The sequence below is a fragment of the Morganella sp. HMSC11D09 genome, assembly GCF_001807955.1.
In the GTDB taxonomy this organism is placed as follows: Bacteria; Pseudomonadota; Gammaproteobacteria; order Enterobacterales; family Enterobacteriaceae; genus Morganella; species Morganella morganii.
The window spans coordinates 15,489-41,162 of record NZ_KV791708.1 but is presented as its reverse complement, the minus strand read 5'-3'; the positions used below and the strand labels follow the sequence as shown (position 1 = coordinate 41,162).

Sequence of the window (25,674 nt, the reverse complement as noted above, 5' to 3'; positions counted from 1 at the left end):
CAGGATGATAAAACTGTTTATGTCATATCAGTGGATTATAAAGAATACGCTGTTTCAGATTTCAAAACTAAAACCACTGAGCAATGGGCCGAGTGCCAGTGATAGTGAAATAATATTGTGATATTGTCATGTGAATTTATGAATACTAAATAACTATTGATGGTGTATCGGCTGTTTGTGGCTGAAAAATGCAGAGTTATCATTTAAATATATCCGAAACCCTTGCAAGATATTTATCTTCATAAAACGGTGAAATGGAGTTTTTTATCACGGTATGATTTATTTCTGTTTCCCCGGAAACGATTTTATTCAGAATGTCAGCGAGTTTTTTATTATCTCCGACAGGATATAATTCACCATTTACATACGGACGAATAATATCTGCAGGTCCTGTCGGACAGTCTGAACTGACAGTATAAATACCATAGCTGTTTGCCTCACACAGCACCATCGGCAATCCTTCGTATGCGGATGTTAAAATAAGCGCAGAGACATTTTTTATTTCTTGTTCTATGTAATTCCACGGGCTTGATTGCCAGCCATGCCAGATGATTTTATCGTCTATTTTCAGATCGTGAGCCAGGCTAGTTAATTTTTTTATTTCGGAGTCATCGCCGGAGCCGACGATATGCAATTTCCAGTCACCATGAACACCGGATAATGCGCTGAACAACTCCCTCATGTTTTTTTGTCCTCCGCACATTAAGCGACCGACATATAAAAAATTTATCGCATTGCCACAGCTGATTGTTCCGGATTGTTCCGGAACCGGGTTGTAGATCGTATAAATATCCGCAGGGTTGATACCCATTTCTGATAACTGAGTTGCTATACCACTACTGATAGACAGGTGTTTATCCGTCAGCCTGATATATTTGGCTTTATATGAGCCGGTGACAGAGAAATGATTCCACGAGAACAATGGAATTCTTTTAAATGCGAAGCGCAAAGCCAGTCTTGAAATGTAACAACCAACAGAATCAAAGGCAATGACATAATCCGGATTTATTTTTTTAATAACAGAAGCGAATTGACAGGCAAAATAAACTCTCTTCAGCTTCCCGTTTTTTAGTGATGAACTGAAGCGTGTAAACGGGTTATTACCGAGCCACGTATCGTCAACACTATTATTCAGTTCATTAAAAAAGACGAAAGATATCTGATAGTTTTTCCCGGATTCAGTCAGTAATCTGCTGAATGTACTGAATACGGTTTCCATGCCTCCAAAACCGCTGATGTTACGACCGGCAATGATGATTTTGGTTATGTCAGACATGCTGTCTCTTTCCCGTGAACTGAGGTGGTACAGACAATTTAACATAAGTATCATTACTTACCAAAACTAATCGGCAGCTTGATTTTTTTAGGTAGTCATTATGATAAGGTATCCATGCTTAAAAATAAATCATACGGATATTATCTGTGACCTGACCTGCGTTAAATGTGATTTCTCCTGTGGCACAATAACGGAGAGTTAAGGGATAACAGCCGCTGATGTCTGGTTTTTATCTTTGTAAGCTGTCACCGGGAAACAGAAGGTCTGGTATGAAAAAAGTGGTGGTTATATCCTGTTTGCTCTTTTCATCTGCGTCTTTTGCAGTCAGCTTTGATTGCAGTAAAGCACAGAGTAAAACACAGAGTAAAACAGAAAAACTGGTGTGCGATAGTCCGTCATTATCTCAGGCAGATGATGAATTATATGCAGATTACCTGCAGGCAAAAAAAATCACCGGAAACAGTGATGAGTTTAGAAAAATTGTCAGAGAAAACCGGAAACTGAGATTACAGAATTGTGATACAGAAGCATGCCAGCTGGAATGGTATAAAAAATCATCTGTGCTGTTCCGGAATATTGCTGACAGTAAAAATCCGGCGTCAGCGCAGATATGCTACGAGGACGGGCAGCAGGTGACATTAACCGGTACACTGAAACGTGTTGTATTTCCGGGGCCGCCAAATTATGAAAGCGTGGAAGAGGGCGATGAACCGGAGCCGTATTGGGTTCTTTTTACCAAAGCACCATTGACCTGTATAAAAGACAGTCCGGACTGGGGCAGTAATGACCAGTTTCAGTTGATAGTAAGAGGCGATTTTTACAGCAAAAATCAGCATTATCTTAATCAGCAGGTCTCTGTTACCGGCGAAATGTTTTATGCCGAAACCGGGCATCACCATACACCGGTACTAATTGATGTGACGGCAATAAAAGGCGTGAAGGTTATTTCACCGTCAGATAACCACTAATTCTGTGTTTCACTGATAGTTGCTCCGGATATTCACAAGGCTAATCTCCCTGTTATTTCCGGAGCAGATTAACATCATCCATAAAAATACTGTATATTTATCCAGTTTCCTCTCGGGCGGGCTTTTTCTGTCAGTGTCCCGGCGACCTGAGCGGGCACTGAAGAGTAGCTGATACCGGGAAATAAATACGGATACTATACAGGTGAATATTATGAGCAGAGACATTCAGACGATACTGTTGCACTGGGGCGGTTGGGCAGCGGGTGGTCACTGTGCGGGCATGGGCTGGGCCCGTGTTTCATCCGGATTCCGGGAACTTGCTCAGAACAGCAGTAAACAGAGACCCTCATGCAGCGATGAGGATGGCCGGGTTATCGATCGTTGTGTATCCATGCTGGGGACGGCCGGTCTGGAACGTGAACGCGACTATATTACGGATTATTACGTGAAAGGGATGAGCAAGCGGGCGATCGGGCGTAAATATAAAGTCCGCGAGGATGAAATCCGTAAACAGGTACAGAGCGCGGAAAGCTTTATTTTTGGTTGTCTGGAAACACTGGCAGTGCAACTGGATATGGATAGTTTATATAAAGCCTATCCTGATGTCCGGAGCACATTGGTGCGGCCGCAAACGGCATGCTAATCTGTAAAAAATAACGAATTACATATTGAAAGGCATTCAGATTCTGAGTGCCTTTTTGTCGTTATGGCGGGATGTTTTTCCGCAGTCCGGAGCACATTAGTGCGGCCGCAAACAGCATGCTAATCTGTAAAAAATGACGAATTGCATCTTACGGTGAAGGATATGCCGCGCAAAAGTCGTCGCCGGTTTCTTTCAGTTCAGTCAGTTCATAAGCCATGACGTCTTTGTTATCTTTAACGGTATGATAGCGGGATTTGAGTTTTACTATCAATGAATCCGGAACAACATCATTGTCATCAGGATCACGCTTTGCACAATAAAAAAAAAACATCGCTTTTTGCAGCACAGAAACCGGTAATACATCGTAATGGCCGGATAAATACTGAATAACATACTCACGGTGTTTATCTGATGACAGCAGTAAATATTCCATACATTGGGATTTAAAATAATCATTACTGATTACCGGCGATTCCATTATTTTTTTCCGGAATTCACAGGATAAATCAGGGTCACGTACAGAAAGCGCATCCAGATAAAAACCCGCTTCTTCTGCACCCTCGTCTTCACAATCCCAGTTGAAATATAACGGGTTGATATAACCTTGTTTCAGGTACAGCGCTAAACCATCAGCCAATTCCTGTGTTGATTTACTGTTGTAATCGTTATCCATGATGCCGGTTCCGGTTTTATGGTATATGGCGGATACCATTAATATACGGTTTCCTGACGGAAATTAAATCATTATTTATCTGTCATTATATCACTGCACCGAAATACGGTGTGTTCAGCCCTGCCTGTGAGCAGGGCTTTTTTATGGCCGGACAGGAGGCAGAGAGTATTCACAGGCACTGAGGTAAGAATGAATGATAAAGACATTGAATTAATTATTTATAACCAGCTGGTTATTGAGCTGAAAAATCACGGTATTACCATGGGCGTTAAGGCGGGTTTCTTTCCGGAAAATCATATCTCCGGAGAGGATTTTATTGCCTTTTATCCTGTTGGTGAGACACCGGCAGGATGGCAGAAACGCAGTTATGCCGTCCGCGGGCAGAATGCCAATCATACCGAAAGCCAGATAACTGAAAAAAAATACCGGGTTCAGGGGTTTATTACTGAATCTCAGACACATACCGCCGGTGATATTGTGGCCGCAGTCAGGATGATTGTGAATTCACTGCCCTTTACCGGTGTGCTGAATAAACAGGGAGTCGGCGTTCAGCGCGCCGGTGCTATCCGGGTGCCGTATCTGGCTGATGACCAGGGGCATTACAGACAGGCACCTTCTTTTGATTTCAATGTGACGTTTACCCGTACACTCCGCCCGGAGACCGGCGTTGTTTCAGCGCTGTTCCCGGATATTTACTGCATATAAGGTTTTACTATGCCAATTAAACAAACACGCTATGTCGATATCGCCTCTGCGGTCATCGGCGCTTCTGCTGTGCCTGAGCGTAAGCTGACCGCACGGTTATTCTCTGCTGATCCGAAAATTCCGGCCGGTCATGTCCTTGAATTTGCGCCGGGGCAGGTTGATGAACTGCTGGGGGCGGATTCACCGGAAGCTCAGTTTGCCCGTCAGTATTTCAGTTATGTCAGTCCGGCACCGGTCAGTAAACCGAAAGAACTGCAGATTGCCGCATACGCGCCGGTCGGACGCACACCAGCACTGTTCGGTATCAAAGCGGCCGCGCTGGCTGATCTGACTGCCGTCACCGACGGCACACTGTCCGTAACCATCGGTCAGACCACCAAAAACTATAAGGATCTGGATTTATCGGCGGCCAAATCCTATGCCGATATTGCCTCGCTGATCCAGGCAAAACTGAACGCTGAGAGTGAGCCGCAGTTCGCGGGCAGTTATCTCACTTTTAATGCACAAAAGAATGCGTTCGAACTGAACGGCGGTGTACAGGAGCATGTCTCCGCCGGTGTGGCGTATTCCGTTCTCGCGGATGCCATGGGACTTTCTTCCGGGCTGTCATCAGAAGGGCATCCGGCGCAGACACCACTGGAAGCTTTTATGGTGGCAGAGCAGGTATCTGACTCATTCGGCAGTGCGACGTTCCTCACTGAATTACCGGCGGAGCAGGCTGTGCCGCTGGCGCAGTATGTCGCCGGTGAGAATGTGAAATATCAGCTGCATCTCAGTGTGTCTGCCGACAATGCAGAGGAATTAAATTCCGCGCTGGCAGGAACGGCATCTGTTGGTCTGAACCTGAAAACGGACAATGGTTACTTTATCCAGGCGCTGCCGATGGCAGTGATGGCAGCGACCGATTATGACCGGACGAATGCTGCGACAAACTACATGTTCCGTCAGCTGGGTGTGACCTTCCCGGCACAGGTGACCAAAGACGCGGATGCGGATCGCTTCGACAAGCTGCGCGTGAACTATTACGGCGAAACGGCGGTGGCCGGCTCGCAAATCCGTTTTTATCAGCGCGGCTTCCTGTGCGGCGGAGCATCTGATCCGCTGGATATGAGTGTTCACGCCAACGAGCAGTGGCTGAAAGCGTATATCGCACAGCAGTGGTTCAGCCTTCTGTTGGCCACCCGCGGTGTTCCGGCCAACAAAGACGGTGAGGCACAGGCGCTGATGGTGATTGCCGGTGCAGTTACCAAAGCGCTGGATAACGGCACTATTCTGGCCGGTAAGAACCTGACAGAAGTACAGAAAATCGCAGTGGCAGATGCCTCCGGTGATGATCTGGCCTGGCACGATGTGCAGGACAAAGGTTACTGGTATGACGCGAAAATCACCGAAAACACCGGCAAAAACGGTCTGCCGGAGTATGTCATGAAATACGTGCTGATTTACGGCAAAGGCGACTGGGTCCGTAAAGTCGAAGGCTCACATAACTTAGTGTAAGTAAGGAAGAAAAATATGATTGAAGTATCAGCAACCGGTCTCGCGCTGGTGGTGAAAGCCAGCAAAACCTTTCCGTCAGGTATTCTTATCACCGCCTTTGCGGATGATGCGGATCCGCTGGATCTCCCGCCGACCGAGATTGTTAAAACAGGCGTCGATATCAACGGTAACCTGCTGAGCTGGTCAGCACCGGCACCGCAGACGGTCACAATTAACGTGCCGGCGGGCAGTGAGGAAGATCAGAACCTGGCTATCCTGCTGGACGCCAATACGGCGAAAAGAGGCCGCCGCGCCGCTGGGGATAATATCACGATGGTTGCCTCTTACGGCAACGGTTCGACCACCACCGCACGTAACGGCCGTATCACCAACGGCAGCCGCGGAAGCTCTGTCGCCGGTGCGGGCCGTCTGAAATCCAAACAGTACACATTTGTATTCCAGGATTTTGATTTTACACGTAATCGTTAATTCTGAGCGGGCGAAAGCCCGCTTTTTTTACGGGAAAGAAATATGCTGATCAAACCTAAAGAAGTGGCGGTAAAAGATGCCGATGGTGTTGAGAAAACATTCATTATCAGCCGTCTTCCGGCAATTACCGGGCGGGAAATTCTCGCCAAATATCCGCTGTCCAATGCGCCGAAAATCGGTGACTACGAAGTCAGTAAAGATGCCATGCTGAAAATGATGGCCTATGTGTGTGTGCCGGTCAGTGGTGAAGAGATCCCGCTGAAGACACAGGCTCTGATTGATAACCATGTGCCGGACGGGGAATCGCTGATCCGCCTTGAGCTGGAAATGCTGAAGTACAACACCAGTTTTTTCGGCAAAGGCGGGAGCCGGGGTTTCCTCCCCTCCCTGCTCAGCAGGGCAGGCAGTTCACTCCCGTCGGTTATAAAAACGCTGATAGCTTCTTTGCAGTCATCATCAGCGAAAAACTCGCCACCCTCAGCGAACTCAAAACCTCAGTAGATCTGGAGGAGGCACTGGATCTGTGGGAAATCGCCATTACCAACAGATATAACGAAGCGCTGGCCGCTTTAAAGGATAGATAATGTCTCTGACGGAAACCTTTGTTCAGTTAATTGAATCTGATATCAGTCAGACAAACGGCGCACTTGATAATCTCCGGCGTTCCACGGATGACATCGTTGACGATATAAAACAGGCGCAGCAAAACACGCTGACGTTCGGCAGCCTGCTGAAAGAGATGTGGCCGTGGCAGGAGCAGGTAAGCGGCGGACAGTATATTGAGTTTGAGAGTAATGCCGGGGAAGTGACAAAACAGACCGGTGAAATGAGTACGAAACTGAGTGCCATTGTGACCTCGCTGGTGCAGTTTACCGGTGGGGAATCTGACGCTGTATTTAAGGCGCTGAAGCAGAATTATGACGACCTGCAGAACAGCATCTCTGAAACCCGGCGTACCGGCGAGGCGGCAGCGGCGGCAGAAATAAGTGCCCAGAAAAAAGTACAGAGCGCTCTCCGTGATTCGGATGCCGCCTGGCAAAGTGCATTTGATAACGTTGCGGCACTGGCGGAAAAATCCCTCAATTTCGCCGGTATTTCAACGACAATCACCGGACTTATCAGTGATGCGACAGCCCGCGCCGCTGAAATTGAATCCATTGATAAACTGGGCAGAGAAATCAATATCACCACGCAGGATGTGGATGCGTTTTCCGGCTCGGTTGCTGCTCTCGGCGGAACCCGCAGTGCCGCACAGGCCGATTTATCCGCAATGGCAAAAGCATTCGGTTTTGCCGGGGATTCGATGGAAAAGGTGTTACAGACTGCGGATAAAGTGCAGGGCATGTCATTCAGTGAGGCCAAAAAGACACTCGGCGGACTGGGTGTTGAGGATAACGGCACTGTTGAGATGCTGATGAAAGGGCGGGAAGAGTTATCCCGGATGATGGAAACACAGAAAGACTATGGCGGTATCACCCGCGAGAGTATTGAGCAATCCATCAGTTTTAACAATGCCATGCTGAGCCTGGAACAATCCGCCGGTCTCCTGAAAAACAGTCTGATGGGTATGCTGATCCCGGCGCTGGCTCAGGCGCTGGACTGGCTGGAAAAAATCGTTGTTTTTGCGAAAGAAAACAAAAATTTTGTCACCGGCTTTTTTATCGCGGTGGCCACCGTCGTGACAGGCAAATATGTTCACGCTATGAAACTGGCACAGATCAGTACATGGACCGCCATGCTGCCGGTTATGGCGGTGGTGGCGGGGATCCTTCTGCTGGCGGCGGTTTTTGCGCTGGTGTATGACGACATCATGAATTTCATCGACGGTAACGACTCGATGATCGGACGGATACTCGACAGTTATCCGGGGCTGAAAGCGGTCATTCTTACGGTGTGGGAGGCATTTGTCGTTCTGTTTGACTTCATTATGTCGGTGATTGGCGTTGTGGCGGATATTGTCGTCGCGGCTTACAACACCATGAACACGGCACTCAATGAGTTTATTGACTGGCTGACTGCCAGTATTCAGGGGGTGATGGCCTGGGGCGCTGAATTTGAAGCGGTCTTTGATACCGTGTCAGATGCGGTTGTCGGTATCTTCACATGGCTGTGGGAGCAGATTGAAGAGATCCTCGGCTGGATCAGTAAAGGGATGGATCTGGTCAAAGAGGGCTGGAGTACAGTGAAAGGCTGGGTCGGTATGGGGGATTCGGCAGAGATTGAACAGAACGTTAACCGTACCGTGACCACGAAGGGCAAACTGGAGTACAGCATCCCGGAAACCCCGCCTCTCAGTGAAGAGGAAACACTGAAACTTGCCGGACAAATCACCGGCCATGTCACCACGCTGGCGGCCAACCCGATGGCATCCCTGACCAGCGGAACGATCAGTAATCAGTCTGCGGTCAGCAATGAAAATAATGTCTCTGTCGGTGAGATCCGTATCGTTGCCAAAGACGGTGATCCGCAAACTATTGCGGCGGATATCGTTGAGGTGCTGCGGCAGCACATCGAAAATATGGGACATGAATATAATTCGGGGATGGAGAAATGATAACAGAAGTCAAAATCTTTGATGTGAACTCATTTGCCACGCTGTTTGATTCAGCAAGCCCGGTAAAACTGACAGTCTCTGATACCCATAAAGCCACATCGTTTCAGGTGGAATCCGGTGAAACCCGCAGTGATCATGTCGTGGTTAATGCGGTAACTATCAGTATGGATTTAATGCTCACCGGCGAAACAGAAGATGAGTTTAAGGCAATGCAGCAGGCGTATGACTATCACAAGCTGGTGTGTATTCAGACCAGGGTGAGAGCCTACGGGCCGATGCTGATCACCTCTTTTACCCATGATGAAAATCCGGAAATGGCTGATGGTCTCAGCCTCTCGCTGACCTTTACCGAGTGGCGGGTGATTGAACCGGAATACGGCGAACTACCGCCGCGCAAGGTGGTGAAGAAAAAACAGAGCAGCACAGTGAACAGCGGCAAAGTGCAGGCTCAGACGGCGGCACCGCCACCGGCGAAAAAAAGTTCTGTTGCCGTAAAACTTGCCGGCGGGGCTGCCGGTAAACCGGGGGGCAAATGAAAATTATACCACTGAATACCGTGCCGAATCAGCGCCTGCGGGTCACGCTGAATGAACAGGAATGGGAACTGACAATCAAAACCGCGCACGGAGTGATGTGCTGTGATATCCGCTGCGATGATGAGATTGTTGTGCAGGGGATGCGGATGCTGCCGGATCAGCCGCTGATCCCGTACCGCTATCTTACGTCAGGCGGCAATTTTACGTTACTGACCGGCGGGGACGCATTGCCCTGGTGGGAACAGTTCGGAAAAACACAGACACTGGTCTGGCGGGGGGATGATGATTGACTTACGCAGGATCCGCTGCGCCATCGAGGTTAACGGCCGTCTGCAATGGTATGAGGGCATGCGTATGCATGCTTCGGGCACGAAATACGCCAATCCGTTACAGAATGACTGTTCATTCAGCATTGATGGCCTGAATACACAAACCCGCAACATGCTGCTGACGGAAACCAGTCCCTTTACGGAGAGCAAAACACCACACCGGATCATTCTGGAAGCCGGGCGGCGCAGTACCGGCGTATTCCGCATCTTTACCGGCGATATTGTCAGCGCGGAAATTGCGTCACCGCCGGATGTGACACTGACGCTGAAAGCCAAAACCGGCAATGCCGGCACCCGCGATATTGTGACTTCCGGGGGGCAGGCGATGTCAAAAATGAGTGAGATCGCTGCAAAAATCGCAAAAGACTGCCATGTTTCACTGGATTTCCAGGCGACCGATAAAAATGTCGCTAACTGGTATTTTTGCGGTCCCGCGCTGAAGCAGATTGAGCGGCTGCAGGACGCCGGGAATGTGAAAGCCTTTATTGATGACGATGTGCTGTATGTGAAAGACAGGGATAAAGCGCTGTCCGGCAAACTGCGTATTCTGAATCAGAAAACCGGCATGATCGGGATCCCGAAAGCGACAGAGAAAGGGCTTGAAGTGTCATATCTGATCGACGGTGAATCCTGCCTCGGCGGTATGCTGCGGCTGAACAGCAAATTCAACCCTTCGCTGAACGGGGATTACATCATCGAGCAGCTGAAATTCGATATCGCCTCACATGAGGATGCCTTTTTTTATACGGCAACCTGCAAACGGGCCTGACGACACGGGCAAAGCAATGAATAAACCTAACAGTGATATGGCCAGTGAAGGCAGTCTGGCCGGGCAGTTTGCGGCTGCGTTCCGCAGTCTGCTGATGAATATTGACGATATGCTGCCGGCCACGGTGGTCAGTTATGACGACACGAGCAACCGGGCCGTGGTGAAACCGCTGGTGATGATGGTGACGACCGCCGGAAAGAAAGTCGGGCGCGGTGCGCTGGCTAATATTCCGGTGTTTCGTTTCGGCGGCGGCGGTTTTTTTATCCGTATGCCGGTAAAACCGGGGGATTTCGGCTGGCTGAAAGCCAATGACCGGGATATCAGCCTGATTTTCCAGCGCGGCGGACTGGAAGACGAACCCAATACCGCACGTCTGCACACATTCAGTGATGCCATGTTTTTTCCCGATACACTCAAAGGCTGGGTAATCGACGGCAAAAATACGGATGCCCTGGTGGTGCAGTCTGCGGATGGTGCTGTGTGTTTATCGTTGCACGGGGACAAAGCTGTATTGGATACGCCGTTGTTTGAGGTTAATGCACCGGAAACCATTTATACCGGAAATGTGACTATTAACGGTAATCACGCTGTGAATGGTGACAGTAATGCGGCGGGCGGCACCCTGAAACATAACGGCAAAGACATCGGTTCAACCCACAAACACAGCGGTATTCAGCGCGGACATGAGGATTCAGGAGAACCGCTATGATGACATTTGATGTCAGTGAAAATAATGATCTGTTCACCGGGGGAGACGGTAATCTCGCCATCGCCCACGATGAACAGGCAGTAAAAAACAGCTGTGCTCAGTATATCAAAGCACTGCGCGGCGAAATGCTGCATAAGCAGGACAAGGGCATTCCGTACTGGAAAACCACGTTCGGACGGCAGGCGGATCTGCCGGTGTTTGAAACCGCATTCCGTGAACGGATAGGGGAGATCCCGCAGGTCACAGAAGTGATTTCATTCACGGCCACGCTGAAAGATAACAATCTGAGCTATACCGCTGTTTTACAAACTGAATACGGGAGTATCAGGTTAAATGGCTGAATATAACTATATTACCTCATCCGGCGTGATTATCCCGGATACTGCTGAGCAGCGCACAGCCGTTGAAAATGAGTTTAAGGCGGTGTTTGGTCAGGATCTGGATATTTCGCCGGAAACCCCGCAGGGGGTGCTGATCACGATGGAAACAGAGAATCGTGATGCCATTGTGCGTAATAATGCGGAACTGGCAAATCAGATAAACCCGGATCTTGCCGGAGGCGTGTTTCTGGATGCTATCTGGGCACTGATGGGAGGGGAGCGCCGGGATGCCACCCGCTCGATTCTGACGCAGGTACAGTTCGGCGGTGTGCCGGGCACTATCATTCCGAAAGGGGCACAGGCAGAAACACTGGCCGGTGACACGTTTTTCACCACAAAATCGCTGATTATCGGTAAAAACGGGACTGTCAGCGGCGATATGCGTGCAGTTGAAACCGGTCCCGTGGAGTGTCCGGCCGGGCAGATGATGACGGTGGCCAGTTCTGTTCTCGGATGGGAGACGGTGACTAACCCGACCGGTGCGGTTACCGGCCGGATTGCGGAGTCTGATTTACAGTCCCGCCGCCGCCGTAAACTGACACTGGCAAAAAATACGGTCAGTGTCGGTGAGGCCATGACTTCCGCGTTGTATGAACTGGAAGGTGTCCGCTCTCTGGCATACCGGGAAAATTATACCAATACCCCGATGGCAGCGGACGGTATCACGCTTGTACCGCACAGTGTGTATGTTTGCGTCGAGGGCGGGGAGAGTCAGGAAATTGCTGCCGCACTGCTGCGGACCAAAACCATCGGTGCCGCCTATAACGGCAGTGAGGAGGTTGAGGTGACGGAGCCGGTCAGCGGGCAGGTTTACACGGTAAAATTCGATCGCGCAAAAGAAGTGGTGCTGTTTTGTCGTGTGACGGTCAAAAAAACCGCCCTGGATGCACAAACGCTTATCCCGGCGGCGGTGGAAGCCTGGGCAAACGGCGATACCGGGGGGGATGGCGGGCTGGTGGCCGGACGGGAAGTTTCACCGTTTGAGATTTCTGCCGGTATTAATGCCGCTGAGCCGCGGCTGTTTATCACCCGTATTGAATTATCCGCAGACGGCACACACTGGTCACCGGATATTTATCCGGTAAAACTGACGGAAGTTGCCAAAATTAACCGCAGTGCGGTTCAGGTGGTGTTTGTATGACAGACTCCATCCAGTCGTTTTCATTTCATTCAGATCTGCTGCGGGCACTGTTATGGCAGTACGAAGAGGCGGAAAACCTGAAAGCACTGGCCCGCCATAAATCTGACTGGTTTGAGCGGGCGACCGTCAGCTTCTGGCAGAACTGGTACAACGATGTGTTTAATATCGATACCGCCACTGATTTTGGCCTCGGTATCTGGGCGCGGATCCTGGATGTGCCGCTCGGGGTGGATATTCCGCCGCATGATAAAACAAAAATCGGTACCGGTTTTGGTAATAAAAAGGCTAATTTCAGGGCGAATTTCCGGCGTAACAGTGATTACACACTGTCACTGACACAGGAACAAAAACGGCTGATTATCCGTATGCGTTATTTCAATCTGACGCAAAGCCCGACTGTCAGCAATATTAATGAATTCCTCGAACGGTTTTTCGGCAATAAAGACAGCAGGGTATTTGTGCTCGATCCGCTGGATATGACCTATCTGTATTACGTGTTTAATTTTAATCCGGATGAACGCCTGCGCGTTCTGCTGGAGAACTTCGATCTTATGCCGCGCCCGTCCGGTGTCGGCGTCAAATACCGGATTGTGACCAAAAAAGCCTTTGGTCACGGTGAAAACCGGAAAAACTTCCTGAGCAGTAACTTCGGAGCATAAAACGTATGACTAAATTATTTAAAGTCCCCTTTGCAACACAAGGGGACCGCGCTGCTATTCCTGATGAAGTCCGGGCCGACGGCGCGGTTTCCTATACCCAGGGTTACGGGTATGACTACGAGCGGGACCAGGCCACAGATCCGGCTGCCAAAGATATCGAACGTGAGAAGATGAACAGCCTGTTTCACGATATCACGGAAGCAGTCGGCGAAATGCAGTCCTTCGGGGTTCCGGTCTGGCAGGAGGCCGGTAAACCGTATGCTGTCCGCAGTGTTGTGTACCACAAAAACAAAACCTGGCAGTCAAAGGTTGAAAATAACACCACCGAACCGGTTGCCGGAACGGCATGGGCAGAACTGAAAGCCGATCTGACCGCCGGAGAGGTGGGCGCTTACAGCAAAGGGGAATCGGATCAGAAATTTCAGCCTGCGGGTAATTATCTGCCGGAAGGTTACAGTTATTCCAAAGCGGAATCGGATACTCACTTCCAGCCGAAAGGCAATTATGCCCCGGCTGGGAATTATGCCTTAAAAACCGATGTTTATACCAAAACAGAAGGTGATGGCCGTTACCAGCCGAAAGGGAATTATCAGCCTGCGGGGGAATATGCACTGAATGCGGATCTGAATAAAAAGATGGATAAAACCGCAGTCGTGCAGAATACCGGCAATTCATTCACATCAGTCATGAGTCAGAATGCTGTAACGGTAGCACTGAAAAACGCGGTAAATATTGATACGATTTATCCTGTCGGTGTCGTTATTTGGTTTGCGCAAAATAAAAACCCGAATGACTTATTTCCGGGAACTTCCTGGTCTTATATCGGTGAAAATAAAACAATCCGGCTGGCAAACAGCAGCGGCAGTAATGTGCTGACCAGCGGCGGCAGTGATAATATTACATTAACCGCTGCTCATTTACCGGCACACAGCCATAGTTTCTCCGGAACTACATCGAGTTTTGATTACGGGACGAAGACTACTAATAATACTGGTGGACATACTCATACCTATACATTACTTAATTATAATACCAACAGGGGATATGATGTAGGTGGCAACTCTAACTCAGGTTGGGATACCAAAACAACTTCGAATGCTGGAGCACATACGCATTTTGTTGCAATTGGCGCACATAACCATAGTTTTTCCGGCACAACAGGAAATACAGGCAGTGGCTCATTAATTTCAGTCGTCAACGCTTACATTACATTAATGGGCTGGTACAGAACTAAATGATTATATCACTTAAATAACGACCCTGGGGTTCCGGTTGGAACCCAGGTTTACCAAAACTTTATTTAAAAATAGCCAATACCCGATTGATATATTCATTTTCATAGAATACGGAAATTGATTTTTTTATTGTTTCAGGATTTACTGTTGTTTCGTTGGCTGCAATTTTATGCAGTATACAGGCCAGTTTTTTATCGTCTCCGATAGAATATAACTCACCATTTTTATATGGCTGAATAATATCACCAGGTCCTGTCGGGCAGTCTGAGCTGACAATATAAATACCATACTGCTTGCCTCGCATAGCACCATCGGAAACCCTTCGTAGGCAGACGTTAAAATAAGCGCAGAAACGTTTTTTATTTCATTTTCCACATAATCCCACGGATTTTTTTGCCATCCGTGCCAGATGATTTTTTCACTGATTTTCAGTTCATGAGCTAATTTTTTTAATATTACTATTTCAGATTCATCACCAGAACCAACGATGTGAAGAGTCCAGTTATTACTAACTCCGGATAGTGCTCGGAATAATTCATTCATATTTTTCTGTCCTCCGCTCATTACCCGGCCAAGGTACAGGAAATTTTTTTATCACCACAACTTATTGTTTTTTTGCTGGATTGCAATCGGGTTATATATGGTGTAAATATCAGTTGAAGATACACCCATCTTTGACAACTGCTGTGATATTCCGCTACTTATTGACAGATGCTTATCTGCCATAAGAAGATATTTCGCTTTATATGAATCAGCGACAGAAAAATGATTCCATGAAAATAAATGCGCTTTTCTGAATGACAGGCGAAGAGCTACTCTTGAAATATAACAACCAATTGAGTCAAACGCTATAATGTAATCTGGTTTTGTTTTTTTTATTAATTATGAGAACTGGCATGCCAGAGAAATCCTTTTTATCTTTCTGTTTTTGATTGATGAATTAAAACGAATGAATTTATTTTCACCAATCCATTCGTCATTAACAGTATTATCTTCCTCATTAAAAAAACAAAGGATACCTGATAATTTTTCTCAGATTCAGCCAGTAACCTGCAGAATGACCGAAATACAGTTTCCGTACCACCAAAACCACCAACATTCCGACCGGCAATTATGATTTTGATTGCGTCTGGCATATTGTATTTCCCCATGGTTTAAATTAGTAAAATTTTATCATAGGTATACATTCATCTCTATCAATAAAACCAGTCATCAAACCCATATGATTGATAACAGATGTATGTTTATGTTTTCAGCAAAAACTCTGCGGTATGTGACCCCGGACAGACATGGCCGGTAACTCATCCTTATAGAGTACAAATTATCCGCTATCCGGGAGATATGATTGGGGAAAGTGACTATATCCATGAAGAGATTAGACGGTGAACCATGGCAATTTAATCACCTCATGCGTAACCAGTGAATCTGACTGCCGGTGAAAATATTCTGCCGGATAAAGAGACGGTAATATTTTTACCGGCCGCAAGGTACGGGGACAATCACGGCAGTAAAACGCTATAATCGGTGTTCAGTATATTGCAGATAAGGTAATGCTTTTATGACTGACAACGACGATATGCGGGCGTATTCAGAATTCGATTTTGAAGCTATTGCGCAGTGTAATCAAATCAGAGATATGCTGATGGCGGCGCTGGAAAGGCGAAATAAAGAAATGCAGCGCCTGCGGATAAAAACACAGGAAATTCAGCGGGAATTTCCCGGTGATTTGAAAAAGCTTCAGGCGCATATGCGGGAAATGAAAGATTCCAATAATGAAGTCATGGCGCTGGTCAGAGAATATAATGTCTGGGCTGAACGGGCCGGATAAGCTGGTACTGGAATGAGCCGGGTAACCTGCTGATATGACAGCGCAGATGCTGCCCGGCATTTTATCCGGACATTCTGCTCCGGTGCCGGGGGTTTTTCTGCTGTTTACTGTAATGCCCCGTTTACGTATTACAGTGTATTTTTCTGCCTTCTTTCTGTTTTTTCTTCTTATTTTTTTTCTGTCACCAAAAGCGGTTGCGGCAGAAACAATGCACAGCAATATATCAGGACGGAATTCTCTTTTATCCGGTATTAAACTGCGGAATTTTTACCGTATGATTTATATGAGTAATACAGACGATCGAAAAGTACTGCTGCAGCAAACGCCGGATGAAATGATACTGCAATATGCAGAAAACCGGCAGGCATTGTTTAACAGCGCGATGGATAAAGATCCCTCTGGGTTGCTTTGTTTCAGCTTCATTTACCCGGCAGAGCCGGATAACGGAGCTGTCATGACATTTTTACCCGCAAAAGAAACAATGCCGGGTTTATCTCAGGCAGAAACTGACGCATTATATACCGGTATCTTTCTCCGGCTGCGCCATACCTATGGTGATTTGCTTGATGAAGAGGAAGCCGAAACCCTGGAAAAGGATGCCATACTGGCCTGTGAAATAAAATCAGCGCTGTATCAGAATATATTACAGCTCAGTCCGCGGGATGCTGCCGGGGTATTACGTTACATCTGGGGCAGGGACGGGATTTTCTGAGCGGTTACGGAGGAAATGATGCGTCATTATATTGCCGGAATATGTGCTGCTTTGTTGTCTGTCGCCATAATACCCGCCGGTTACGGTGCGGGAACGCTGAATCAGGCGGCTCAGCAGCTTGACCGGCTGGTGTTGTATGATCCGTCCTATGAAAAAATCGCCTATCCCGGCGGGGATGTTTCACCTCGGAAAGGGGTATGTTCGGATGTGGTGATCCGCAGTTACCGGAAAATAGGTATCGATCTGCAAAAAGAGGTGCATGAAGATATCAAAACGGCGTTTTCTCTCTACCCGGGCCGTAAATTGTGGGGACAGACACGGCCGGATACAAATATTGATCACCGCAGAGTGCCCAATCTGATGGTTTTTTTCAGCCGGAAAGGAGAAACCAAACCGATCACACAAAACGCGGCGGATTATGTGGCTGGTGACATTGTGACCTGGCAGCTGGATAATGGTCGTCCGCATATCGGTATTGTGATCGGTAAAACTGCGCTGTTCAGCGGAAATCCGCTGGTCATGCATAATATCGGCGGCGGACAGGTCAGTGAGGATGTGCTGTTCAGCTGGAAAATCACCGGGCATTACCGGTATAAAGCCGGGAAAGAATGAAAGAGCCGGCGGTATGCCGGCTCCGGAAATTATTTTTTCACCTGGTGTCCGATAAGGCCGCCGATTGCCGCACCGCCGACGGTTCCGAGTGCGCTGCCGTCGGTCAGGATTGCACCACCAACAGCACCGACACCGGCTCCGATAGCAGTATTCCGGTCACGTTTCGACATATTTGAACAACCGGCTACAGCAATCAGCAGGACTGCGGATAAAGTCACTGTGCTTACTCTCTTAATATTCATTTTCATCTCATAAACTCCTGAACAATAGGCGTGTTACAACATAGACCTGTTCGGGAATCGTCTGTATCAGAATAATCGGGAAATACGTAACAATCCCGGTACATTACCTGATATCAGCTATACCGCTAATGGCTTAAACGACAGATGGCAATATAAAATACCGTAAGTGGAGTTGATGGCATTACTGAGATGTTCAATCCGGCCATTATGCGCCGTGACTTCGGCTTCATCCTCAATAGCGGCATCCGCGACAGAAACAGCAGCGAAAGGATGTGTCGGCAGCAGCGCTTCTTCCGCATCGCACTGAATGTGCACCGTGGTGATATGTTCTGCATATGATGACATCGGTTACCTCCGCAAATCAGAAGATACTCCTTTTCATAGTAACCGGTTCATGTGTAAAAAACAGAGAATAAATAACAGTCAATTCCTGATTTTGTTATTTTAAGACAACTATCAGAATAATATACGGGCAGATAAGATAAACTACGATTGGAATATATGCAGGGAGTTATTGCACAGCAGGGATCAGAACAAAATGGCCGCAACAGCATAGTCCCGGCCGATAATGATCACCAGCCTGCTGCATCAGTCATAACAGGGATGTAATAATTAATCACCCGGACTGCCAGTTTCGGGTTTTCCGGGTTTAATTCAGTGATGTTTTCCTGAAATATGTACTCTTCCGTATCCGGATGCTCCGGATGGCGGATTATATTCAGTTCCGGCAGAATATTATTATAGATATCATAAGTAATATCCTGAAAATCAATATCTGAAAAATCACCGGTAAAAATAATTTTTAAGTAATGGGCATGTCCGGGCGTATAAACAATATCCTGCGGCATCGTATTTTTCAGGCAGTGTGCTTCGGCCAGGGTGGCATAATACATTGAGAAAGTGTCCCCGGCAGATTTACTGACACCGTGTATGGCATAAACCGCCTCCGGTAAAGCGGTCAGCCGCTGTAAAAAAGGCTGCCAGTAATATTTGCGCAGCTTTGGCAGGTTCATATTCCAGGTATCCGATGCAGCCTGATACACATTCGAAGTCCCGGTCAGCACTTTTTCCGGCAATGTCGTCATCTCAACCGAGGAGTGCAGTTTTCCGGCATAACGTTTCGGCAGTACAAAGCCTCCCGGCTGCCAGCCGCTTTTTTTACGGTATCCTGACGGGGTAATACCAAAATGTTGTTTGAAGGCACGGCAGAATGTCTGTTGTGAATCAAAGCGGTACTTCATGGATAAATGCATCAGGTTGAGCGGCAGCAGGCGCAGGGCGATGGCCGCACAGGATAAACGCCGTGCACGGACATAATTTGCCAGGGTATAGCCGGTCTGTTGTTTGAAAATACGCTGAAAATGCCATTTGGAATATCCGGCTTTCCCGGCAACGGCTTCTAATGAAAGATCAGACTCAAGATTATTTTCTATCCAGTTTAAAATTTCATCAACAACGCATTCGTTAAACATAGCTTTTCCGTGTATTTCTCAGACGGAGGTATTATATCGGCACCGGTATTGAAAAACAGCTGATTTACAATAACAAATAAATTTCCCGTTTTCACAGGGCGGGCAAACATGGTTATAACTGTATAAATAAACGGTTAATTCTGCCTGTAATAAACATGGTTTTATCTGTCCGGCAATGTAAAATACCGCAGATATTATTAACGAGGTGGAAAATGAAAAAATTACTGGCAGTTATAGCGCTCTCTTTTGCTCTTACCGCTTGTGGTGATGCAACACTGGATATGTCTTCTCAGCAGGCAGCACAGGAATCCATTGCAAAAATGGAAAAAGATCTGAGCCCGGAGCAATCCCGTGAGCTGAAAGGCGCTATTACTAAAATCAGCTTCCAGGTGGCTTTTGCCAGCGGTGGCGATGAAGAAAAAATGATGGCATTGCTGAAAGAAAAATTACAGGGTAAAACAGCAAAAGAAATTATTGAAATGGCAAAATAACCCTTTTCAGCCTGCCGGTTTATCTGCTGCCGGCAGGCTTAGTTTTACGGTTAACGGTTTCTGGCTGCATCGCGGTGGAATTTAAGACGTTCCCGGCAGTTTCATCTTATCCCGCATGACAAGGCTTTTTGTCAGGGACTCAATTTCGTCCTCTTCTTCCTGTGTCATTTTCGGCTTCTGCATATTCTCTGACATAGATCCTCCTTTTTCTGTCAGTCTACTGTATTTTACGGCCGGGTGTGAGACCGTGCTTTTACTCAGGATTATTCCGCAGCGTTATTCCTCTGATACCGGCAATATTCCCCGCGCAGATAATGATTTAACGGTTGCTTCAATTACTGTATCCGCAGAAATTGAGGCCATTTCATGCTCTCCCTCTTCCAGCAGTAATTTTGAGGCAAACCCGGAAATAATTTCATGTAATTCATAGTCCTGATAAGGGCCGGTGAATTGCGGACAGGTGCTGACATGCATGCTGACACTGGGGACTTTTAACGCAAATGCCAGATGCATGGTTCCGGTGTCATTTGTGACCAGAAGATCAAGGTTATTTACGATTTGTGTTAATTCTTCGACGGTGGTTTTACCGATCAGAGGCTCAATCCGGTTGTGAAATTCCGGCTCAAGTAAACTGAGAAATTCATCGGACAGGCGAATTTCATTCGGCGCGCCGACCAGAACAATATTCAGGTCACGGTACCGGGTAAGCAGAGTGCGTGCGAGTGTGACAAAATTCTCAACCGGCCAGCGTCGTTCCTCACTGGAAGCGCCCATCTGAAAACCAATCCGTCTTACCGGTGACGGTACTTTTGTGACCTCACACGGTACCCGCATCTCAACACTTTTTTCGGTAAACCGGCAGCCGAGCGGAGTGATCAGATCAAGGCGGACCTGTACTGAATGGCGGTGTGCAAAGCGGGTCGAGTTTGTCAGCCAGCGCTCCATATACGGGTTTGTCGGATGATTACAGCGGAAAACAAACGGTGCCCCGGTCATGACTGCGCTCAGATAATCATACGGGTTATGTGAGTGCATAATCAGAACCAGATCCGGTGTTCCGTGCGCTTTTAAATCCCTGACCAGTTTCAGTACGGTATTGACTTTGCTGTTCCAGCACACCACATCGTCCCAGTCTTTACCGATACCGGTGCGGATATAAGGTGCAATTTTATTACCGGAAACAACGGTAATTCTGGCATCAGGAAAACGCTTTCTGACTTCATGAATTGCCGGGGTATTCATCAGAAAATCCCCGAGTGCCGTTGTCGAATAAATAACAATATTCCGGAAGTCGATAGTCTTCAGCTGTTTAAAGGCAGCGACGGAGTGCGAAAAATCACGGCGGCGCGTATAAATCTGTAAGAATAAATTAACCAGTTTATGTTTAAGTTTTTTGGACATCGTATTTCCTGAAAAGCAACCAATAATAGCATGGCGCTAATTTAGCATATTCCGCCGGAAATCCGCCGGTTCATTTTCATGTTATTTCCGGCGGGTGGCGAGCCAGCATAATAAGGAACCACCGGTAACCATCAGCACCCCCTGCCAGAATGCAAAGGAGAGAGCAGTGCTGAGTAATAATGCGGAAAACGCGGTGGAAAGTACCGGGGTAAAATAAGAGAGTGTACCTATCAGGGCAACATTACCGCGCAGTACCGCAATGGTCCAGAGTGCATTTGCGGCACAGGACAGTGCAGCGGCGGCAACCAGAAAACCAACGGTCGACACGGAAAATTCAGCGGGCAGTGTGATGCCGTCAAAGGCTGTCACCACCCACAGCATCAGGGCGGTGATGATAAAAAACAGGGTAATGCCGTTATTACCATCCGCCAGCCTGCGTGATAAATTACTGTAGAAGGCCCAGATCACCGCACCGGCAAACGCCAGGCCGTAACTCAGCGGATTAAGTGCGACGTTGGCGGCGACAGAGCTGAGGGATAACCCGTTCTCTCCGCCAATCACCCGGCTGATACCGAGCACCGCCAGCACCAGACCGGCTATCAGCGGCAGGCGCAGACGCTGCCCGCCCATGAGTACAGCCAGTCCGACAGTCAGGGAAGGCCACAGGTAATTCACCATACCCAGTTCAATCGCCTGCTGACGGTTCTGAGAAAAACCGAGCGCCAGAATAAAGCAGATCTCATAACTGACGAACAACAGCGTGCCCCAGATAAGATAGCGGCGCGGCCAGCGGCGGATGGCCGGAAATCCGGTCACCAGCAGTAACATCACTGAGCCCAGGGTGTATATCAGTGCCGCACCGAAAGCAGGCCCGAAATCCTCACTGACCCGTTTGATTAATCCGACAATAGTACTCCAGAACAGAATGGCCAGAACGCCGTAAAATGTGGCGGTGTGTGCGGACAGTTTTCCCATGAATATCGGCCTGTGATAAATAATTGACAATATATGCGTTAAACTAATAATGATTTCCCAGCATACCGTGATATGACCGCCGGGCAAAGGGAGAGATCCTCATGGCCGGACTGATAAGGAGCCTGACGATGGAAGCACAACAGATTCTGGATTTTTGGTTTAATGAAGCCACACCGGAACAATGGTTTAAGAAAGACACACAGTTTGATGACCTGATCCGCCGCCGTTTTCTTAAGGTATGGGAGCAGGCAGCTGCCGGAGAATGTTCCAGCTGGCGGGCACACATCGGCGGACGTCTGGCGGAGATCCTCGTGCTGGATCAGTTTTCCCGTAACCTCTGGCGCGGTGACGCGCGGTCATTTGCACAGGACCCGATGGCGCTGGTGCTGGCACAGGAAGCAGTGAAAACACCGGATTATCAGCAACTGCCCCCGGTTCAGCGCAAGTTTGTGCTGATGCCGTATATGCATTCAGAATCCGCACTGATCCATCAGCAGGCGGAACAGTTGTTTAAAGGGCTTGATGAGAGCACTGAGGATTTTGAGCGGCGGCACAAAGCGATCATTGACCGCTTCGGCCGCTACCCGCACCGCAATGAGATTCTGGGGCGGAACTCCACCCCGGAAGAGGCGGAGTTTCTGTTACAGCCCGGCTCGGCGTTCTGATTCACACTCACGGGCGAAATGCGCGGCAATACCGCGCATATCAAAGCCCGTTGGTGTCTGATGCACCCGCAGCCAGAATTGCGGCAGGATCGCAAACAGGTGATCAAAAATATCGGACTGGATTTGCTCATAGCTTATCCACGCCGTCACATTGGTGAAGGCGTAGATTTCCACCGGCAGCCCGTCCGGTGTTGGTGCCAGCTGGCGCACCATGGTCGTCATCTTCTTGTGAATATGCGGACTGGCTTTGATGTACGCCTCCGCATACGCACGGAATGTCCCGATATTGGTCAGCCGCCGCTGGTTGAGCAGGGTATCTCCGGGTTCCTGCGCATTGTATTCTGCGATTTCCTGTAATTTGGCATCGATATACCCGGCTATCAGGTTTGATTGCCGCAGCCGGCTGATCTCTTCATCAGTCAGAAAACGGATGCTGGTGGTATCCAGGTTCATGCTGCGTTTGATGCGCCGTCCGCCGGATGCCGTCATTCCCTGCCAGTTTTTGAAGGAATCGGAAATCAGGGCGTAAGTCGGGATGGTGGTGATGGTATTATCCCAGTTCTGCACTTTGACCGTGGTCAGCCCGATATCCGTCACGGCACCGTCCGCGCCGTATTTCGGCATCTCCAGCCAGTCCCCGACATTAAGCATATCATTGACCGATAACTGAATACCGGCTACCAGTCCCATGATCGGGTCTTTAAAGACCAGCATCAGCACGGCGGTCATGGCACCGAGTCCGCTCAGTAAAATCAGCGGGGATTTTCCTATCAGCAGCGAAATAATCAGGATACTGAAGAGCACCGCGATAATCAGTTTCAGGCTCTGCATCACGCCGCGCAGCGGAAGGCGGCTCAGAGACGGGGTATGGCGGGAGAGGTTCTGAAGAATGTCCATCACGGAAAACAGCAGCAGCATGCCGAACAACAGGCACCAGGCCTGTGCGCCGGTCGTGAGGATCTCCTGTGCGGCAGACCCGCGTCCCAGCCAGATCAGTGCCTGGATATTAAATACTATCCCCTGAATCAGAAAGGCAAACCGGTTAAACAGCCGGGTGCGGGTAATTAATGCTCCCCACGGGCGCTGAGCGCCGCCGGTACGGCGTTCAATATACGGCAGCAGGCCTTTGTGCAGGGTAAGATGCAGAATAACAGCGATAGCCAGAATCAGGACAATAACCCCGGTAATGGCCGCCCATGAGGCGTAGTCATTACTGAGTTCAAATTGTTGTTGCAGCCATAACCGCAGTTGTTGCTCCATAAAAAATGTCTCCTGTGACGTGGTTTTTACAGACTCCTTAGTGAGCAGCAAAATGTTAAAAATGGGATCACATTGAATACTGTACCATTTTTCAGGCACGGGTACTGAAAGGGTATGTAAAGATGCGGGAAAAGCGGAAAAAACAGAAAAAAGGGGATGTGGCGCGGCAAATTATTTGCCCGCGCCACCGGATGCGGTTAATTATTCTTTTTCAGGGCAGAAGCGACGGCGATCAGACCAAAAGAGCTGAACAGCAGTTCAATACCGACCAGAGTCGCAATCAGGGTGACAGACACAATCGGGCCGTTACCGACCAGCAGGTAAGCGATAAACAGATCGAGCAGGCCGATGATAATGTTCAGCCAGCCGCGCGCCTGAGACATCTGACGCAGACCAGAACCCAGACGCAGGATCCCGCCGGCAATAAACAGAATGGCGAGCAGAATAGCGAGGCTGAGCATCCCGGTGAGCGGTTCGGTCAGGAACACATAACCCAGAAGGAGATAGGCGACCGCAACCAGAACGGAAAACAGCTTACTGCCGCCGCTGTAGAGCCGGCTGCTGAGTGTCACAAATAACATGGAGATCCCGTTTATCAGGAGAAGCCCCCCGATAATATAGCTGAGAGTCACACCGGATATCAGCGGGTTCATCAGACAGGCCACACCACCGGCCAGCAGGAGAATGGCGATGATCCACAGGTAGCCCCGTTGTTTCTTCAGGGCGTCGGCTGTCATATGAGTTAAATTCTGACGATTAAAATCAAGCATGGTTTTTCCTTAGTAAGCCCGTTACAGCGGCATCAGAGCATGCAGGGCAGCCTGATACCGGATGCGGAATATACCCGAAATGATAAACTTCACTTTACATTATTTGCGATAAGTAAGTATTTGTGAATACCAAATGCGTAAAATCAGTGCTCAATAATCATGACTGCCGTGGTATCGGGCTCCAGCGCCTTAAAAATATGCGGGACATCGCCGGGGTAGGAAATATAGTCGCCGGGCAAAAGTGTGGCGGGCTCATCAAGGGTACCGACAACAGCACTGCCGGTCATCAGCAGGATATGTTCGGTAACCTGTGCCATATGCGGCTCAGACACGCGGTCTTTGCCGGGCTGCGCGGTGATGGTGTACAGGTCACGGCGGTTAACCGCAGAAGCGGAAGAGAGCAGAAAAGCGTGGTAATACGCATTCTCGGCACTGACCTGAATACCTTCCCCGCGCCGCAAAACGGTTACCCGGCTTTTCGGGGTTTCAAACAGACTGGCAAACGGGATATTCAGTGCCACACAGAGCGACCACAGTGTTTCGATTCCCGGGTTTCCCTGTGCCGATTCCAGCTGTGACAGTGTGGATTTTGCAATACCGGCACTGCGCGCGACATCAGCGATGGAACGTCCCTGGCGCTGACGCTCTTCGGTCAGCCTGACAGCCATGATCTGCAGGGGCGGGGTGATAGGTGAATCCATAAA

General features: G+C 48.7%; 31 protein-coding genes and 1 pseudogene. 20 read left to right on the top strand and 12 right to left on the bottom strand.

Features of this window, described 5'->3' with window-relative positions:
* Window positions 1-199: 199 nt before the first annotated feature.
* Window positions 200-1,276: a glycosyltransferase gene (locus HMPREF3119_RS15490; RefSeq protein WP_004237456.1), complete on the bottom strand. Its 1,077-nt coding sequence runs from the start codon at window positions 1,274-1,276 to the stop codon at window positions 200-202.
* Between the two features lie 269 nt (window positions 1,277-1,545).
* Here HMPREF3119_RS15490 and HMPREF3119_RS15485 point away from each other — a divergent pair, with 269 nt between their 5' ends.
* Both HMPREF3119_RS15485 and HMPREF3119_RS15480 read left to right on the top strand, forming a co-directional pair.
* Window positions 1,546-2,244, top strand: a complete 699-nt coding sequence (locus HMPREF3119_RS15485) for a DUF4431 domain-containing protein (protein ID WP_070580248.1) — start codon at window positions 1,546-1,548, stop codon at window positions 2,242-2,244.
* 211 nt (window positions 2,245-2,455) lie between these two features.
* Complete coding sequence (locus HMPREF3119_RS15480; protein ID WP_015422659.1) at window positions 2,456-2,887, top strand: antiterminator Q family protein; 432 nt, start codon at window positions 2,456-2,458, stop codon at window positions 2,885-2,887.
* Between the two features lie 148 nt (window positions 2,888-3,035).
* Here HMPREF3119_RS15480 and HMPREF3119_RS15475 read toward each other — a convergent pair whose 3' ends face one another.
* Window positions 3,036-3,560 carry a hypothetical protein gene (locus HMPREF3119_RS15475; RefSeq protein ID WP_246829292.1) on the bottom strand — a complete coding sequence of 175 codons (525 nt, stop codon included), beginning with the start codon at window positions 3,558-3,560 and terminating at the stop codon, window positions 3,036-3,038.
* A 189-nt stretch (window positions 3,561-3,749) separates the two neighbouring features.
* Here HMPREF3119_RS15475 and HMPREF3119_RS15470 point away from each other — a divergent pair, with 189 nt between their 5' ends.
* The 13 genes from HMPREF3119_RS15470 (at window position 3,750) to HMPREF3119_RS15410 (ending at window position 14,545) form a co-directional block, all read left to right on the top strand.
* A complete protein-coding gene (locus HMPREF3119_RS15470; protein ID WP_070580244.1) occupies window positions 3,750-4,265 on the top strand; it encodes a phage gateway protein in 516 nt (171 codons plus the stop codon).
* A gap of 9 nt (window positions 4,266-4,274) precedes the next feature.
* Window positions 4,275-5,762: a DUF3383 domain-containing protein gene (locus tag HMPREF3119_RS15465; protein WP_070580243.1), complete on the top strand. Its 1,488-nt coding sequence runs from the start codon at window positions 4,275-4,277 to the stop codon at window positions 5,760-5,762.
* A 15-nt stretch (window positions 5,763-5,777) separates the two neighbouring features.
* Window positions 5,778-6,230, top strand: a complete 453-nt coding sequence (locus tag HMPREF3119_RS15460) for a phage tail fiber protein (RefSeq protein WP_004237449.1) — start codon at window positions 5,778-5,780, stop codon at window positions 6,228-6,230.
* 42 nt (window positions 6,231-6,272) lie between these two features.
* A complete protein-coding gene (locus HMPREF3119_RS15455) occupies window positions 6,273-6,731 on the top strand; it encodes a hypothetical protein (RefSeq protein ID WP_036418370.1) in 459 nt (152 codons plus the stop codon).
* An 82-nt stretch (window positions 6,732-6,813) separates the two neighbouring features.
* The gene (locus HMPREF3119_RS15450; protein WP_070580241.1) at window positions 6,814-8,784 is read left to right on the top strand and encodes a phage tail tape measure protein; all 1,971 of its coding nucleotides are present in this window, start codon (window positions 6,814-6,816) and stop codon (window positions 8,782-8,784) included.
* Entirely contained in the window at window positions 8,781-9,320 is a 540-nt protein-coding gene (locus HMPREF3119_RS15445; protein WP_004237446.1) for a phage baseplate protein, read from the top strand. Before HMPREF3119_RS15450 ends, HMPREF3119_RS15445 begins: the two co-directional genes overlap by 4 nt.
* On the top strand, window positions 9,317-9,610 hold the full coding sequence (locus HMPREF3119_RS15440; RefSeq protein WP_004237445.1) for a phage baseplate plug family protein: 294 nt from the start codon (window positions 9,317-9,319) through the stop codon (window positions 9,608-9,610). Before HMPREF3119_RS15445 ends, HMPREF3119_RS15440 begins: the two co-directional genes overlap by 4 nt.
* Window positions 9,603-10,418, top strand: a complete 816-nt coding sequence (locus tag HMPREF3119_RS15435; RefSeq protein ID WP_046024355.1) for a baseplate hub protein — start codon at window positions 9,603-9,605, stop codon at window positions 10,416-10,418. Before HMPREF3119_RS15440 ends, HMPREF3119_RS15435 begins: the two co-directional genes overlap by 8 nt.
* 16 nt (window positions 10,419-10,434) lie before the next feature.
* Window positions 10,435-11,127 carry a Gp138 family membrane-puncturing spike protein gene (locus HMPREF3119_RS15430; protein WP_004237442.1) on the top strand — a complete coding sequence of 231 codons (693 nt, stop codon included), beginning with the start codon at window positions 10,435-10,437 and terminating at the stop codon, window positions 11,125-11,127.
* On the top strand, window positions 11,124-11,468 hold the full coding sequence (locus HMPREF3119_RS15425) for a contractile injection system sheath initiator (RefSeq protein WP_070580239.1): 345 nt from the start codon (window positions 11,124-11,126) through the stop codon (window positions 11,466-11,468). The genes HMPREF3119_RS15430 and HMPREF3119_RS15425 overlap by 4 nt, the downstream gene beginning before the upstream one ends.
* Window positions 11,461-12,648 carry a baseplate J/gp47 family protein gene (locus HMPREF3119_RS15420; RefSeq protein WP_036414619.1) on the top strand — a complete coding sequence of 396 codons (1,188 nt, stop codon included), beginning with the start codon at window positions 11,461-11,463 and terminating at the stop codon, window positions 12,646-12,648. Before HMPREF3119_RS15425 ends, HMPREF3119_RS15420 begins: the two co-directional genes overlap by 8 nt.
* Entirely contained in the window at window positions 12,645-13,307 is a 663-nt protein-coding gene (locus tag HMPREF3119_RS15415) for a DUF2612 domain-containing protein (protein WP_004239637.1), read from the top strand. Before HMPREF3119_RS15420 ends, HMPREF3119_RS15415 begins: the two co-directional genes overlap by 4 nt.
* Before the next feature lie 5 nt (window positions 13,308-13,312).
* The gene (locus tag HMPREF3119_RS15410) at window positions 13,313-14,545 is read left to right on the top strand and encodes a phage baseplate protein (RefSeq protein ID WP_070580237.1); all 1,233 of its coding nucleotides are present in this window, start codon (window positions 13,313-13,315) and stop codon (window positions 14,543-14,545) included.
* 58 nt (window positions 14,546-14,603) lie between these two features.
* On the opposite strand, the gene HMPREF3119_RS19895 is transcribed toward HMPREF3119_RS15410, so the two are convergent.
* A complete protein-coding gene (locus HMPREF3119_RS19895; RefSeq protein ID WP_246829294.1) occupies window positions 14,604-14,846 on the bottom strand; it encodes a hypothetical protein in 243 nt (80 codons plus the stop codon).
* A 41-nt stretch (window positions 14,847-14,887) separates the two neighbouring features.
* Window positions 14,888-15,085 (bottom strand): annotated as a pseudogene (locus HMPREF3119_RS19890) (glycosyl transferase); the annotation flags it as partial.
* Window positions 15,086-16,100: 1,015 nt separating this feature from the next.
* On the opposite strand from HMPREF3119_RS19890, the gene HMPREF3119_RS15400 reads away from it, so the two are divergent.
* From HMPREF3119_RS15400 to HMPREF3119_RS15390, 3 genes are all read left to right on the top strand, one after another.
* Window positions 16,101-16,370, top strand: a complete 270-nt coding sequence (locus HMPREF3119_RS15400; RefSeq protein ID WP_004237430.1) for a YidC/Oxa1 family membrane protein insertase — start codon at window positions 16,101-16,103, stop codon at window positions 16,368-16,370.
* A gap of 454 nt (window positions 16,371-16,824) precedes the next feature.
* A complete protein-coding gene (locus tag HMPREF3119_RS19885; protein WP_225310084.1) occupies window positions 16,825-17,082 on the top strand; it encodes a hypothetical protein in 258 nt (85 codons plus the stop codon).
* A gap of 15 nt (window positions 17,083-17,097) precedes the next feature.
* A complete protein-coding gene (locus HMPREF3119_RS15390; protein WP_004237427.1) occupies window positions 17,098-17,694 on the top strand; it encodes a DUF1287 domain-containing protein in 597 nt (198 codons plus the stop codon).
* A 29-nt stretch (window positions 17,695-17,723) separates the two neighbouring features.
* On the opposite strand, the gene osmB is transcribed toward HMPREF3119_RS15390, so the two are convergent.
* The 3 genes from osmB to HMPREF3119_RS15375 all read right to left on the bottom strand — a co-directional run bounded on the left by osmB (window position 17,724) and on the right by HMPREF3119_RS15375 (window position 19,408).
* Window positions 17,724-17,942 carry an osmotically-inducible lipoprotein OsmB gene (gene osmB / locus HMPREF3119_RS15385; protein WP_004237426.1) on the bottom strand — a complete coding sequence of 73 codons (219 nt, stop codon included), beginning with the start codon at window positions 17,940-17,942 and terminating at the stop codon, window positions 17,724-17,726.
* Between the two features lie 111 nt (window positions 17,943-18,053).
* Window positions 18,054-18,281, bottom strand: a complete 228-nt coding sequence (locus HMPREF3119_RS15380) for a hypothetical protein (RefSeq protein WP_036418357.1) — start codon at window positions 18,279-18,281, stop codon at window positions 18,054-18,056.
* Between the two features lie 227 nt (window positions 18,282-18,508).
* Window positions 18,509-19,408, bottom strand: a complete 900-nt coding sequence (locus HMPREF3119_RS15375) for a helix-turn-helix domain-containing protein (RefSeq protein WP_004237424.1) — start codon at window positions 19,406-19,408, stop codon at window positions 18,509-18,511.
* A gap of 212 nt (window positions 19,409-19,620) precedes the next feature.
* Between HMPREF3119_RS15375 and HMPREF3119_RS15370 the strand changes: the two genes are divergently transcribed.
* On the top strand, window positions 19,621-19,899 hold the full coding sequence (locus HMPREF3119_RS15370) for a DUF6694 family lipoprotein (RefSeq protein WP_004237422.1): 279 nt from the start codon (window positions 19,621-19,623) through the stop codon (window positions 19,897-19,899).
* 276 nt (window positions 19,900-20,175) lie between these two features.
* Here the strand turns inward: HMPREF3119_RS15370 and HMPREF3119_RS15365 are convergent, their stop codons facing one another.
* Window positions 20,176-21,300, bottom strand: a complete 1,125-nt coding sequence (locus HMPREF3119_RS15365; RefSeq protein ID WP_070580235.1) for a glycosyltransferase family 9 protein — start codon at window positions 21,298-21,300, stop codon at window positions 20,176-20,178.
* Window positions 21,301-21,381: 81 nt separating this feature from the next.
* Window positions 21,382-22,275 carry an aromatic amino acid DMT transporter YddG gene (gene yddG, locus HMPREF3119_RS15360; RefSeq protein ID WP_036418352.1) on the bottom strand — a complete coding sequence of 298 codons (894 nt, stop codon included), beginning with the start codon at window positions 22,273-22,275 and terminating at the stop codon, window positions 21,382-21,384.
* A 128-nt stretch (window positions 22,276-22,403) separates the two neighbouring features.
* Between yddG and HMPREF3119_RS15355 the strand changes: the two genes are divergently transcribed.
* Window positions 22,404-22,940, top strand: a complete 537-nt coding sequence (locus HMPREF3119_RS15355) for a DUF924 family protein (protein WP_070580233.1) — start codon at window positions 22,404-22,406, stop codon at window positions 22,938-22,940.
* Here HMPREF3119_RS15355 and HMPREF3119_RS15350 read toward each other — a convergent pair.
* The 3 genes from HMPREF3119_RS15350 to HMPREF3119_RS15340 all read right to left on the bottom strand — a co-directional run bounded on the left by HMPREF3119_RS15350 (window position 22,917) and on the right by HMPREF3119_RS15340 (window position 25,671).
* Window positions 22,917-24,200: a mechanosensitive ion channel family protein gene (locus HMPREF3119_RS15350; RefSeq protein WP_004237418.1), complete on the bottom strand. Its 1,284-nt coding sequence runs from the start codon at window positions 24,198-24,200 to the stop codon at window positions 22,917-22,919. The genes HMPREF3119_RS15355 and HMPREF3119_RS15350 overlap by 24 nt on opposite strands.
* Window positions 24,201-24,397: 197 nt before the next feature.
* On the bottom strand, window positions 24,398-24,970 hold the full coding sequence (locus tag HMPREF3119_RS15345) for an HdeD family acid-resistance protein (RefSeq protein WP_004237416.1): 573 nt from the start codon (window positions 24,968-24,970) through the stop codon (window positions 24,398-24,400).
* Window positions 24,971-25,113: 143 nt separating this feature from the next.
* On the bottom strand, window positions 25,114-25,671 hold the full coding sequence (locus HMPREF3119_RS15340; RefSeq protein ID WP_015422664.1) for a helix-turn-helix domain-containing protein: 558 nt from the start codon (window positions 25,669-25,671) through the stop codon (window positions 25,114-25,116).
* Window positions 25,672-25,674 lie beyond the last annotated feature (3 nt).